We start from the raw sequence: 12,474 nt of genomic DNA, 5'->3' as shown, positions 1-12,474 counted from the left end.
GCTAATTGCATTTTTAAAAAATAGATTAAGGTTAAAATATGTCTCGTAAAATTCTTGCTGCGCTTGTTCTAGCGCTGATTTGCACCGTTTCTTTTACGCTCTCAAACACGATTTTGGCTAAATTTCACACTAGCCCGCTTATCATCTCCATCGTTTTAGGCGCCATTTTTGCAAATCTTTTTACCAAGCAGACTCAAATTTTAAAATCAAGCGGCATCGTAGCGATCGCTGGGAAGCAAATTTTAAGACTTGGCATCATACTTTTTGGCTTTAATATAAGCCTTAGCGAGATCGCAAGTGTTGGCACCATTGGCGTGATATACGCAGCTTTTATGGTCTTTGCAACCTTTTGCTTTGCGCTTTTTGTGGCCAAAACCTTGGGGCTTAGCAAAGATAGTGCCGTGCTCATTGGCTCAGGGGCTAGCATATGCGGCGCAGCTGCTGTCATGGCTACTCAAAATGAGATAAAAGCAGACGCAAACAAGCTTGCTATCGCCATTTGCACGGTGGTGCTCTTTGGGACGATTGGTATGTTTATCTATCCATTTATCGCTAAATTTCTAGCTCTCACGCCACGCCAAACTGGCTTTTTTATCGGTGGCTCACTTCACGAGGTAGCCCACGTAGTTGCAGCCTCAGCAGCATTCGACAGCGCAGCTAGCAGCACCGCTGTCATCATAAAAATGCTTCGCGTCATCATGCTTGTGCCATTTTTGTTTTTGCTAAATTTCTTAAATTTAAGCCAAAATAGCGGTGGCTCGAAGCTAAAGAGCATACCTTGGTTTGCACTATTTTTCCTAGTGGCGATCTGCGTTAGATCTCTGCCATTTTTCCCTGAAAATTTGGTGCAAATTTTAAAGCTAGCAGCTAGTATCTGTCTTTGCGTCGCGATGTGTGCATTGGGGTTTGGGATAGATAGGAGTATATTTAAAGCGACGGGCAAAAAGCCATTTTTGCTAGCATTTTTTATATTTTTATGGCTTATTTGCTCTTCGCTTGTTCTTGTTAAGACTCTTTGCTAGTTTTTAGCTTTTGCAAAAACTCTTCGATGTTGTATTTTGCTCGATAAGCTGGGCTTAAAAGATGTATCAAAATGTCGCCAAGGTCCATCACAATCCAATCAGGCGAACTCTCCGTACCTATAAATTTTTCTCCAAGAGGTTTAAGCTCCTCTTTTAGATCCTCGCTCAGTGAGTAAGCGTGTCTCTCGCCAAGTGTTGTGGCGATAACTACGGCTTTTACGAAATAATCATCTCCACTCATATCAAACACTTGTATCTCTTCAGCCTTTTTTGCGTCTAAAACCTTAACTATACTTTCGGTGCGCTCTTGCATCGATCTCTCTTGCATTTTGTATCCTTGGTAAAAATTTATGATTTCATCTTTTATCTCGCTAGGCAACTCATCAAGCCCCTTTTGGTGCCTGATCTGCGACGAGCTAACGTCCACGTGCACGTCCATTTTTTGTAGATTGCGTGGAATTTCTATGTGATTGCGCTTGGCGATCACAAAATGCACTAAGCTTTTAAGCTCCTCATAGCCGTGCCACTTATCAAGCGTGGCTAGGTGGTCAGCGCCTATTATGAGATAAAATTTTTCTATCTTGAATTTCTCATACAAATACTTGACCGTCTCGATCGTAGGCACTGGGCGAGCTAAATTTATCTCATAGTCTGAGATCTCGACCTTCTCTAGGCCGCCCCAAATTTCTCTTATCCACTTTAGGCGAAGCTCTGGTGGAGCTGAAAATTCACTCTTAAAGGGACTTATAAAAGTTGGCATTATGATGAGCTTGTCGATATCAAGGCTACTTAGTGCCATTTTCACAATGCTATCGTGTCCTAAATGAACCGGATCAAAGCTCCCGCCAAAAAGTGCTAACTTCATCTATTAAAGTGCCTTGTTTATATTTGTTTTAAAATTCTTTTTTGTAGAATTAGGCGTAATTATATCAAAAGGAGCTAAGATGTCAGTTAAAGTAGCAATAAACGGCTTCGGGCGTATCGGCAGATGCGCTGCTCGTATTATTTTAGAGCGAGAGGACGTTGAGCTTGTCGCTATCAACGACACGGCGACGCGCGACATGACGCGCTATCTGCTCAAATACGACAGCGTGCACGGCGAATTTAAGCAAGACGTTAAGGTGATAAGCGACGATTTTATAGAAGTAAACGGCAAAAAGATAAGAGTTTTTTCAACAAGGGATCTAAACGAGCTAGGCTACGCAGACTGCGGCGCGGACGTGGTTTTGGAGTGTACGGGCAAGTTTTTGACCACTGAAAAATGCGAGCCCTATCTCGCCCGCGGCATCAAAAAAGTCGTCATGAGCGCTCCGGCAAAAGACGACACGGCGACGTTTGTAGTCGGTGTAAACGACGATAAATACGCAGGCGAAGCGATCGTCTCAAACGCAAGCTGCACCACAAACGGCCTAGCGCCCGTCGCAAAGGTGCTAAACGATAAATTCGGCATCGTAAAAGGGCTCATGACTACGATCCACGCCTATACAAACGGACAGAGCCTAGTAGACGTAAAAGCTAAAGACTTCCGCCGCTCGCGCGCTGCGGCTCTAAATATCGGGCCTACGACCACCGGAGCCGCAAAGGCGATCGCAAAAGTACTTCCCGAGCTAAACGGCAAGATGCACGGTCAAGCGGTCCGCGTACCTGTCGCTAACGTCTCTATGGTCGATCTAACGGCGGTTTTAAAAAAGCCTGCTAGCAAAGAGGAGATAAACGAGGCGTTTAGAGCGGCTGCTGAGTCGAATTTAAGGGGAATTTTATTCGTCGATGACGATTATAGAGTTAGCAGCGACTTTTGCACGAGCGCATACAGCAGCATCGTAGCGAGCGATACTACGCAGGTCATCGCGGGTGATATGGTGAAGGTCTTTGCGTGGTACGACAACGAGTGGGGCTACTCGACAAGGCTCGTCGATCTAGCCAAGATCGTGGCTATGAAATAAATTTAAAGGGCTAAAAATGAGTGAAATTTTATCGATCAACGACCTTGAGCTCGGCGGCGCGAAGGTATTTGTTAGGTGCGATTTTAACGTGCCGATGGACGAGTTTTTAAACATCACCGACGACCGCCGCATACGCTCGGCGATACCAACTATCCGCTACTGCCTCGATAACGGCTGCAGCGTGGTTTTGGCTAGCCACCTAGGACGTCCCAAAAACGGCTTTGAGGAGAAATTTTCGCTGCGAGGCGTGGCAAAGAGGCTTTCAAGGCTACTTGATAGAGACGTGATATTTGCCGAGGACGTCGTCGGCGCGGACGCCAAAGCCAAAGTCGCCGCGCTAAAACCGGGCGAAATTTTGCTTCTTGAAAATTTACGCTTTGAAAAGGGCGAGACCAAAAACGACGAGGCGCTAGCCGCCGAGCTCGCTAAATACGGCGAATTTTACATAAACGACGCGTTTGGCGTCTGCCACAGGGCGCACAGCTCAGTCGAGGCGATCACTAAATTTTACGACGAGAAGCACAAAGCGGCGGGATTTTTGCTACAAAAAGAGATAAATTTCGCTCAAAATCTCATCAAACACCCTGCGCGCCCGTTTGTCGCGGTCGTTGGCGGCAGTAAGGTGAGCGGCAAGCTGCAAGCCCTGCACAACCTGCTTCCGCGCGTGGATAAGCTGATAATCGGCGGCGGTATGGCGTTCACGTTTTTAAAATCTCTCGGCGAAAATATCGGAAATTCGCTGCTTGAAGAAGAGCTCATCGAAGATGCAAGGCAAATTTTACAAAAGGGCAAAGAGCTAGGTGTGAAAATTTACCTACCAGTAGATGTCGTCGCTGCTCAGACATTTTCGGCTGACAGTGCCGTAAAATACGTCCCAGCTCAAGAGATCCCAAATGGCTGGATGGGACTTGACATCGGACCAGCGTCTATTAGACTATTTAAAGAGGTCATCGCCGATGCGCAAACCATCTGGTGGAACGGACCTATGGGCGTTTTTGAGATGGATAAATTTAGCAAAGGTAGCATCAAAATGAGCCACGCTATCATCGACACACACGCGACAACCGTCGTTGGCGGTGGCGATACGGCTGACGTGGTCGAGCGTGCGGGAGACGCCGACGAGATGACATTTATCTCGACTGGCGGCGGTGCTAGCTTGGAGCTAATAGAAGGCAAAGAGCTGCCTGGCATAAAGCCGCTTAGAAAAGAGGAGTAGGTCTTGAAATTTCTAGCGAATTTAAAGTGCAATCACACGAGAGCGAGCTTTGCTAAATACGCTCAAATTTTAGATGCAAATTTAAGCTCAAACGACGACGTGACGGTTTTCCCTCCGTTTAGCGCGCTTGATCTTGCGCCTCATAAATTTAAACTCGGCGCGCAAAATTTCTACCCGTGCGAAAGCGGCGCTCACACTGGCGAGATCGGCAAGGCGATGCTGGACGAGTTTGGCGTAAAAAGCGTGCTGATCGGGCACTCCGAAAGGCGCGAGCTTGGTGAGAGCGAGGAGCTTTTGCGCGCTAAATTTGACTTTGCCGTAAAGGCGGGCTGGCAGATCGTCTACTGCATCGGCGAAAATTTAAGCGTAAACGAAGCGAGCGGCACGAAGGAATTTCTGGCCGAACAGCTAAAAAATATCGACCTTGGCTATAAAAATTTAGTCATCGCCTATGAACCGATCTGGGCGATAGGTACGGGCAAGAGCGCGAGCGCAGAGCAGATAGAGGAGATTTTAAATTTCATCCGCGAGCAGACGAGCGCTCCGCTACTTTACGGAGGCAGCGTAAACGCCGCAAATATCGGCGGGATAGCGGGTATAGCAAACTGTGATGGAGTATTAGTAGGTACGGCGAGCTGGGACGCCTTTGGTTTCTTGGAACTTATTAGCGCGTTATCTCGCTGACGTCTTTAAATGATTTTGTAAATTTTGCCCTACGACAGGCTACATGCCTAGTCTTGGGACGAAATTTACTGCGAAACATTTAAATCCGCTTAGCGATATTTCCGCTTGTCGATTTACGTTCAGAATTTGACGTTTTGTTAAATTTGGATTGCAAAATTTTAAGTCACTTAGTCAAGGCAAAATTTAAAAATAAACAGAGTAAGCATATAGTTTTTGAGTATTGCTTTTAAATTTTTAATGAAAGATAAATAATTCTGCTTGTAGCTGTAAGCTTGTGAAGTAGAAAAAGTTAAGTAGCTTTAATAAAAAGGAGAACAAATGATACTAAAAGGCAAAAAGGGCCTCATCGTCGGCGTTGCGAACGCCAAGTCAATAGCTTACGGCATCGCCGAAGCTTGTTACGCCCAGGGTGCGCAGATGGCGTTTACCTACCTAAACGACGCTCTTAAAAAGCGCGTAGAGCCGATTGCAGAGGAGTTTGGTAGCAAATTTGTTTACGAACTTGATGTGAATAATCAGGCACATTTAGATGGGCTTGCTGGTCAAATCAAAAAAGACCTTGGCGAAATCGATTTTGTTGTGCATGCAGTGGCTTACGCACCAAAAGAAGCGCTTGAGGGCGAGTTCGTAAACACGACTAAAGAGGCATTTGATATAGCGATGGGCACTAGTGTTTATTCGCTACTAAGCCTTACTCGCGCGGTCCTACCGGTGCTAAAAGAGGGCGGTTCGGTGCTAACTCTTACATACCTTGGCGGACCAAAATTTGTGCCACACTACAACGTCATGGGCGTTGCAAAAGCGGCACTTGAAAGCTCGGTTCGCTACCTAGCGCACGACCTTGGCGCTAAAAATATCCGCGTAAATGCGATCAGCGCAGGCCCAATTAAAACGCTTGCTGCAAGCGGTATAGGCGATTTTAGGATGATTTTACGCTATAACGAAGTAAATAGCCCGCTAAAACGCAACGTCACTACCGAAGACGTCGGCAACAGCGCGATGTATCTGCTTAGCGACTTAGCTAGCGGCGTAACAGGCGAGGTTCACTACGTAGACTGCGGCTATAACATTATGGGCATGGGCGACGTGGCTACCGACGCTGAGGGCAACACGATCCTAGCTTGGGATGCAAAATAATCTACTAATATAAATTTGGCGGGGTGACTCGCCAAATTCTTCTTTTAAATTTCACCAAATTTACTGCAAGGGCAGACAATATGAGCTTTAGATGAGCTTATAGATACAAATAGTCCAGGCTGGGCACTGATAAAAGAGTGACTAAAAGAGGACAAAAACGATTATGAAAATTTTGTCTTGCGATGAGAGCAGGGCGCAAAGCGAGCTTTTAGGACTTTAGGTAGCTACTTGCTCACCGATGGGAGCGCTTGTTTATGGGTGTGGTGGCATCGTGATGAATGGAGGTTAGCTGCGCGTGCTTGGCTCAGGATGCGAACAGATGAAGTGCAAAATTTACAGCTTTAACCTTGGCAAAAGCTTTAGCGAAGCAGGCTAGATGCCTAGAAATTTGCTCGTGGCAAACGATGTTTTGTATAAATTTTTCGTGATAAACGGCGGTGCCTTTGGTGGCAAAGCCGGCAATGTCTTTTACTGCATGCCAGACAAGCGGCAAATGGGAAGATGCGCAGCTTGGCTACTCGCAGTTTTTATACTGGGCGATATGCGGCGATATATCTAAATTTTACGAGCTTTATCGCTGGGATGGCTGGTCTGAGGATGTAAGAAATTTTAGCCTTGATAGGATGATATTTGTGCTACCGCCGATACTTTAGCAAGACATCAACAAAAAGATATGAAAAAAGGATGTTATTTGCATGAATGAGTATTTCAATTTTGCTTTGAAGAGCGTCTAATAAATTTGCATGATACTTCTATTAGATCCAGGAGTTTTGCTCTATTTTATTTAAAATTTATAAAAATTATTCATAAACTACTTTAGAGTGTTTATAAAAACAATTCTGAGCGCTAAAAAAGTAAAATTTATTTTAGATTTCTTAAGCCTCTCTTGATAAAAATTATCTACAAAATTTAAGAGTTTTTATACTTGTAAGAAATTTTCTGTTAAAAATTAACCTTATTTGCTACCTTGATAAAATTATATAATTTCGTCCTTTATCTCAATATTTAATTAATTTATTAGATAATTAAAATTTAAAAATAGTTTGTATTTTTACTAAAAAACTCAAAAATTTATCCAAAATTTATACTTAAAATTATAATATTCAATCTCAAAATTATGTTATAAAATTAAAATAGCAACTTTAATAACCAAATTAGGAGAAAATATGAGATTTAAAAGCTTATTTAAACTCTCTCTTGCAGCAAGCATAGCAGTTTGTGCAAATGGGGCAGACGAGAGCGTGCTAAGCGGAGTTGAGGTAACAAGTAGCAGTGGCGGATACGGCGTTGATGACATCAAAATTTCAACCAGAAATGCTGGCCTAGTAAAAGACGTGATGAGAGATATTCCTGGGGTTTATGTAGGCGGAACAAACGGCATGAATCAAAAAATTTACATGAGGGGCGTTAGTGACCGCGGTCTAAATATCACGATAGATGGCGCAAAACAAAACGGAAATACATTTCACCACAACGCTGACTTGCTGATCGATCCAGATCTTATAAAAGCTGTTGATGTCGAGGTTGGCTCAAGATCAGTGGTAAACGGCTCAGGTGCACTTGGCGGTTCGGTCGCCTTTAAAACGGTTGATGCAAAAGACTTGCTAGAAAGTGGCGAGATCATCGGCGCAAAGATAAAGACAGGATACGCCTCAAATAACAGCGAATTTTCTCAAGGCCTTATGCTCTTTACCGCACCAGTTGAAGGGCTTGATTTTATAGCTGCTATTAATCACAAGGGCTACGACTACGGCAAAAGCGGCAACAAAAGAAAGATAGGCGGCGACGGCAACGACCTTAGCTATCTTTTAAAGCTTGGTTACAGCTTCCTTGATGCGCATAGAATTTCTATCTCAAGAGAGCATAATGAATTTAAAGGCATGTATCCAATGAGAGCTGAGTTTGGTAGCTGGTATAGCGATTCAAATGCTGTTGATAATCGTAAATATGAGCGAGATACGACGACGCTAAAATACGAGTATAAACCAAGTGATCTTCTAAATTTAGATGTAACGGTATACAACACTGAGCATAAAAAAGATGATCCAGTCTTAAAAATTTTAGGCGTAAAAACAAACGGTATAAACGCAAAGGCTAAAAGTGTAGTAGAGACCGGTGCTTTGACACAGACGTTTAGATACGGCGCTGAGTTTTACCAAAGTAAAAATTTTAACAAGCCAAATAATCACTATCCTGAAAAAGTAAATAACTACTCAATCTATGCAGAAGATGCGCTAAATTTTAGCTCGCTAACTGTTACTCCAGGTATCAGATACACTCGCCACGAGCTAAAAAGCTACGATGGTAGAGCTGGAAATGTAAAGAGCTACACCTATAAATTTAATGAATTTACCCCAGCACTTGCACTTGATTATGAGATACTTAAAGGTCTTAACGCTTTTGCAAGCTATGCAAGAGTCTTTAGAGGGCCTGATGTCATGGAGTCTATGTATGCTAGTAGAGCAAAAAATTTTGAAGCAAATAAAGATCTAAAAGCAACGACTGGTAATAGCTATGAAACTGGTCTTAAATATCATGGCGATATAAATGAAGCTAGCTCATATAGCTTATCTGCAAAATACTTCATGACAAAATATAAAAACTTAATCGTAGATAACAGCTCTTATAAAGTTGGAACGCCGCCAAATGAAATAACTATATACAGACGTATAAACGCTGGTGGGGCTGATATAAGCGGTGTCGAGCTACTTGCAAGGCTAAATTTAGATGCACTCAGTCTAGCAGCTAGCTACACTCACCAAAAGGTAAAATATAAAGATAGGGTCGCTAAGGCAAGCGGCGGCTACTACACCTCAAACGTCATCGGCTACCGCGATCAAGGTGATAAATATACGTTTAACGCCGAGTATGCATTTTCTAGCATCGATACGCTAATAGGCTACAACCTAATCTACTTCGCTTCAAAAAATACCATATCAGCTGGCAATAGTGAAAACGTCAAGATACCAAGCTATGCAGTTAGCGACATCTATGCTAGCTATACGCCAAGTAGCGGTAAATTTAAAGGGCTAGAGATAAATGCTGGAATTTATAACCTCTTTAATAAAACTTATGCTTCGCAGTCTCAAAGAATGGCTGATTATACAGTCAATCCAAACTATGTGGACTGGGAGCCAGGTAGAAATTTCAAGGTAAACGTATCTTATAAATTTTAACTTCAAGGCAAGGTGAAAGCCTTGCCAAATTTCTCTTTTATATAAAAATTCTAGCTTTTTTCATAATGCTGTTTGTTTTAAAATTAATATAGTATCATTTTGGCGACTAAACTTTTTGGGAGAAAAAATGAGGCAGAAGCACTTTGAAGTGGTAATTGTCGGAGCAGGCATTAGTGGGACGGCGCTCTTTTACGAGTTGGCTGCATTTAGCGATATAAAAAAGGTCGCACTTTTAGAAAAATATGACGGCGTAGCTACTCTAAATTCAAACGGCAAAGGCAACTCACAAACCATTCATTGTGGCGATATCGAGACAAACTACACGCTAGAAAAGGCAAAAAAAGTCTCTCGTGTGGCAAATATGCCAGTAAAATATGCTCTAAAATACAATCTTGATGGCAAATATATGTTCGCTCATCAAAAGATGGCACTAGCTATCGGAGATGCCGAAGTAGAGCGCATGAAAGAGAGATATGAGAGTTTTAAAGAGCTTTTTCCTTATCTTGAAATTTATGACAAAGAGAAGTTAAAACAGATCGAGCCAAATGTCGTTTTTGACGCAAATGGTAATGAGAGGCCAGAAAACATCATCGCCATAGGCACGCAAAATGGGCAGTTTACGACGATGGACTTTGGTGGCTTAGCAAACTCACTTGTGCAAAATGCGCTAAATTTAGGCGCAGATGGCTACGAGATCAGTCTAAACTCAGAAGTAACTGATATAAAAAAGGCAGGCGATACATTTCACATAAAGATAAATGATGGCGAAGTGATCACTGCAAACTACGTCGTAGTAGATGCTGGAGGACACTCGCTATTTTTGGCTCACAAAATGGGTTACGGGCTTCATCTTAGCACACTGCCCGTTGCTGGAAGCTTTTATTTCGCAAAAAAACGCCTACTAAACGGCAAAGTCTATATGGTACAAAACGATAAGCTGCCATTTGCCGCTCTTCACGGCGATCCAGATATCCTAGCTAACGGAAACACTCGCTTTGGACCAACAGCTCTAGTCATACCAAAACTAGAGAGATACCACGGCTGTTCAAGCTTTTTTGACTTTTGTAAATGCCTAAAATTTGATAAAAATGTCTTTGAAGTCTTTAAAAATCTCTTAAAAGATAGCGACATCAGATCTTATATTTTAAGAAATTTCTTATTTGAAGTGCCATTTATCAATAAAAAAGAATTTGTAAAAGACGCTAGAAAGATCGTGCCAAGCCTAAGTGAAAACGATCTGAGCTATGCTGTAAATTTTGGCGGCGTAAGGCCACAAGTTATCGACCGTAATAAAAAGTGCCTTGAGCTTGGCGAGGGTAAGATAAGCACAGGCGAGGGCATAAGTTTTAATATGACTCCAAGCCCTGGGGCTACGAGTTGCTTTGAAATAGCAAGAACTGATATGATCGAAGCCTGTAAATTTTTAGGTAAAAATTTTAACGAAGAGAAATTTAATGCCGAGTTTTTTGGATAAAAATGGGAGTGTTTGATATTTTTTAAAAGGGTGCGGATATGCCAAAAACAGCGCAACAAAGAAAAGATGAGAGTATAAAAATTTTAAAAAAAGAGGGTGTGGCTGTGCTTGAGAGTCTGCCACTAAGGTATGACAATAGTGAAGTTACGCCAAGAAGCGTTGATGAGATCATTGCTCGTGCGGTTTGCTCATTTACAGCGATCATGTGTGCTTGTACGATCCGCGACAATGGCCACCTAAGTGAAGATGAGATAGCCTGGGCTAAAGACTTTTTGGGCGATTTTTATAATGACCTAAGTGTAAAAGAAAAAGAGGTCGTAGAGGGAAGGGCTGATATAAATTTGGCCGTAAATATGGGCTGGAAATATGAGTCGCTTTGGATCTTGCTTTGGGCACTTGGCATAGCTGAAGATATCGGTGAGATGGATAAAATTTGCGACTGTGATTTTGTGATGGATGTCTTTAGAGAGGGTGGGCTCAAAAACCGCTCAAAACCGCGCAGTTTGGATGAAATTTTAAGCAAACTTGACCTAGTTTATCGCTATCACTGGGCGTGTGTAGATGCTAGGATAAACGGCAAAAAGGTTGCTGGACTTGACGAAGAGGTCGTTATGGAAAGACGTGCAGGGCTTGAGTGGCTATGTTGCAAAGGGCAAGAAAATGATGACATAAAGTCTGAATTTAACACCTGGGACCACCCTGATCTAAATACGTAAATTTACATTTTTGCACTAAAATAAGCCAAAAATGAAAGGAAAAATATGAAAATTTTAGTAACTGGAACAGCTGGATTTATAGGATTTCATCTTGCGAATGCCCTTGTAAAAAGAGGCGATGAGGTCGTTGGATATGACGTGATAAACGACTATTACGACGTAAATTTAAAGCTCTCGCGCCTAAAAACGGCTGGTTTTGAGACTAGCGAGATAGATTATGGTAAGCTGATCGCCTCAAAAACGCATCCAAATTTAAAATTTATAAAAGCTGATCTTGCCGACGAAAAGACGATGAAAGAGCTTTTTGCCAAAGAAAAATTTGACGTAGTGGTAAATTTAGCCGCACAAGCTGGCGTTCGCTACTCGCTTATAAATCCAAAAGCCTACATCGACAGCAACATCACAGGCTTTGTGAATATCCTTGAGTGCTGCCGCCACAATGAGATCAAAAACCTAGTCTATGCAAGCTCTAGCTCGGTTTATGGACTAAATGAGAACATGCCATTTTCTACGCACGAGGCGGTAAATCACCCTATAAGCCTCTACGCAGCGACTAAAAAGAGCAACGAGATGATGGCACATACTTATAGCCATCTATTTAACGTGCCAACGACTGGACTTCGCTTTTTTACGGTGTATGGACCATGGGGACGCCCTGATATGGCGCTATTTTTGTTTGTTGATGCAGCGCTTAAAGATAAGAGCATCGACGTCTTTAACTACGGCAAGATGAAGCGTGATTTTACCTATGTGGATGACATCGTAAAGGGTATCATTAAGTGCATCGACAACCCTGCTAAGCCAAATCCGGCTTGGGATGCAAAGCACCCAGACCCTGCTACTTCAAAAGCGCCGTTTAAGGTCTATAATATCGGTAACAACAGCCCAGTCGAGCTCATGGACTACATTAAGGCGGTTGAGATAAAGATTGGCCGTGAGATCAAGAAAAATTTTCTCCCACTTCAAGCGGGCGACGTGCCAGCGACATTTGCTGATGTGAGCGATTTGGTGGCTGACTTTGACTACAAGCCAAATACAAAAGTAAACGACGGCGTGGCTAAATTTGTCGAGTGGTACTGCGAGTTTTACGGAGTTGAGATTTAAGG

11 protein-coding genes and 1 pseudogene are annotated in these 12,474 nt (G+C 42.8%); 11 read left to right on the top strand and 1 reads right to left on the bottom strand.

The window, feature by feature from the left end; translation table 11 throughout:
- Nucleotides 1–38 precede the first annotated feature (38 nt).
- Nucleotides 39–1,022, top strand: coding sequence for a YeiH family protein (locus tag ATCC51562_RS07875; protein ID WP_021091762.1), 984 nt, complete (start codon nucleotides 39–41; stop codon nucleotides 1,020–1,022).
- On the opposite strand, the gene nadD is transcribed toward ATCC51562_RS07875, so the two are convergent.
- Complete coding sequence (nadD, locus tag ATCC51562_RS07870; RefSeq protein WP_021091818.1) at nucleotides 1,006–1,887, bottom strand: nicotinate (nicotinamide) nucleotide adenylyltransferase; 882 nt, start codon at nucleotides 1,885–1,887, stop codon at nucleotides 1,006–1,008. The genes ATCC51562_RS07875 and nadD overlap by 17 nt on opposite strands.
- Nucleotides 1,888–1,966: 79 nt before the next feature.
- Here nadD and gap point away from each other — a divergent pair, with 79 nt between their 5' ends.
- From gap to ATCC51562_RS07825, 10 genes and pseudogenes are all read left to right on the top strand, one after another.
- Nucleotides 1,967–2,965 carry a type I glyceraldehyde-3-phosphate dehydrogenase gene (gap, locus tag ATCC51562_RS07865; RefSeq protein ID WP_021091599.1) on the top strand — a complete coding sequence of 333 codons (999 nt, stop codon included), beginning with the start codon at nucleotides 1,967–1,969 and terminating at the stop codon, nucleotides 2,963–2,965.
- Nucleotides 2,966–2,981: 16 nt separating this feature from the next.
- Nucleotides 2,982–4,181 (top strand): phosphoglycerate kinase, encoded by a 1,200-nt coding sequence (locus tag ATCC51562_RS07860; RefSeq protein ID WP_021091836.1) that lies wholly within the window; start codon nucleotides 2,982–2,984, stop codon nucleotides 4,179–4,181.
- Nucleotides 4,182–4,184: 3 nt separating this feature from the next.
- Nucleotides 4,185–4,865 carry a triose-phosphate isomerase gene (locus ATCC51562_RS07855; RefSeq protein WP_021091551.1) on the top strand — a complete coding sequence of 227 codons (681 nt, stop codon included), beginning with the start codon at nucleotides 4,185–4,187 and terminating at the stop codon, nucleotides 4,863–4,865.
- A gap of 318 nt (nucleotides 4,866–5,183) precedes the next feature.
- Complete coding sequence (gene fabI, locus ATCC51562_RS07850; protein ID WP_021091726.1) at nucleotides 5,184–6,002, top strand: enoyl-ACP reductase FabI; 819 nt, start codon at nucleotides 5,184–5,186, stop codon at nucleotides 6,000–6,002.
- 376 nt (nucleotides 6,003–6,378) lie between these two features.
- A pseudogene (locus tag ATCC51562_RS10005) lies at nucleotides 6,379–6,444 on the top strand (hypothetical protein); the annotation flags it as partial.
- A 19-nt stretch (nucleotides 6,445–6,463) separates the two neighbouring features.
- Nucleotides 6,464–6,655, top strand: a complete 192-nt coding sequence (locus ATCC51562_RS09860; protein WP_021091841.1) for a DUF2625 family protein — start codon at nucleotides 6,464–6,466, stop codon at nucleotides 6,653–6,655.
- A 513-nt stretch (nucleotides 6,656–7,168) separates the two neighbouring features.
- Nucleotides 7,169–9,178: a TonB-dependent receptor domain-containing protein gene (locus ATCC51562_RS07840; protein ID WP_021091639.1), complete on the top strand. Its 2,010-nt coding sequence runs from the start codon at nucleotides 7,169–7,171 to the stop codon at nucleotides 9,176–9,178.
- 127 nt (nucleotides 9,179–9,305) lie between these two features.
- Complete coding sequence (locus ATCC51562_RS07835; protein WP_021091876.1) at nucleotides 9,306–10,652, top strand: FAD-dependent oxidoreductase; 1,347 nt, start codon at nucleotides 9,306–9,308, stop codon at nucleotides 10,650–10,652.
- Nucleotides 10,653–10,690: 38 nt separating this feature from the next.
- Entirely contained in the window at nucleotides 10,691–11,368 is a 678-nt protein-coding gene (locus ATCC51562_RS07830; RefSeq protein ID WP_021091830.1) for a DUF4272 domain-containing protein, read from the top strand.
- Between the two features lie 45 nt (nucleotides 11,369–11,413).
- Nucleotides 11,414–12,472: an NAD-dependent epimerase gene (locus ATCC51562_RS07825; protein ID WP_021091852.1), complete on the top strand. Its 1,059-nt coding sequence runs from the start codon at nucleotides 11,414–11,416 to the stop codon at nucleotides 12,470–12,472.
- Nucleotides 12,473–12,474 lie beyond the last annotated feature (2 nt).

It is taken from the genome of Campylobacter concisus ATCC 51562, assembly GCF_000466745.1.
GTDB classification, from domain to species: domain Bacteria; phylum Campylobacterota; class Campylobacteria; order Campylobacterales; family Campylobacteraceae; genus Campylobacter_A; species Campylobacter_A concisus_B.
The sequence above is the reverse complement of the archived record's forward strand: the minus strand, read 5'-3'. Positions and strand labels throughout refer to the sequence as shown.

Coding starts and splice junctions, on each gene's coding strand:
- ATCC51562_RS07835 (WP_021091876.1), top strand. CDS start 9,306: ATGAGGCAGAAGCACTTTGAAGTGGTAATTGTCGGAGCAGGCATTAGT.
- gap (WP_021091599.1), top strand. CDS start 1,967: ATGTCAGTTAAAGTAGCAATAAACGGCTTCGGGCGTATCGGCAGATGC.
- ATCC51562_RS07875 (WP_021091762.1), top strand. CDS start 39: ATGTCTCGTAAAATTCTTGCTGCGCTTGTTCTAGCGCTGATTTGCACC.
- ATCC51562_RS07825 (WP_021091852.1), top strand. CDS start 11,414: ATGAAAATTTTAGTAACTGGAACAGCTGGATTTATAGGATTTCATCTT.
- ATCC51562_RS07840 (WP_021091639.1), top strand. CDS start 7,169: ATGAGATTTAAAAGCTTATTTAAACTCTCTCTTGCAGCAAGCATAGCA.
- ATCC51562_RS07860 (WP_021091836.1), top strand. CDS start 2,982: ATGAGTGAAATTTTATCGATCAACGACCTTGAGCTCGGCGGCGCGAAG.
- fabI (WP_021091726.1), top strand. CDS start 5,184: ATGATACTAAAAGGCAAAAAGGGCCTCATCGTCGGCGTTGCGAACGCC.
- ATCC51562_RS09860 (WP_021091841.1), top strand. CDS start 6,464: ATGTCTTTTACTGCATGCCAGACAAGCGGCAAATGGGAAGATGCGCAG.
- nadD (WP_021091818.1), bottom strand. CDS start 1,887: ATGAAGTTAGCACTTTTTGGCGGGAGCTTTGATCCGGTTCATTTAGGA.
- ATCC51562_RS07830 (WP_021091830.1), top strand. CDS start 10,691: ATGCCAAAAACAGCGCAACAAAGAAAAGATGAGAGTATAAAAATTTTA.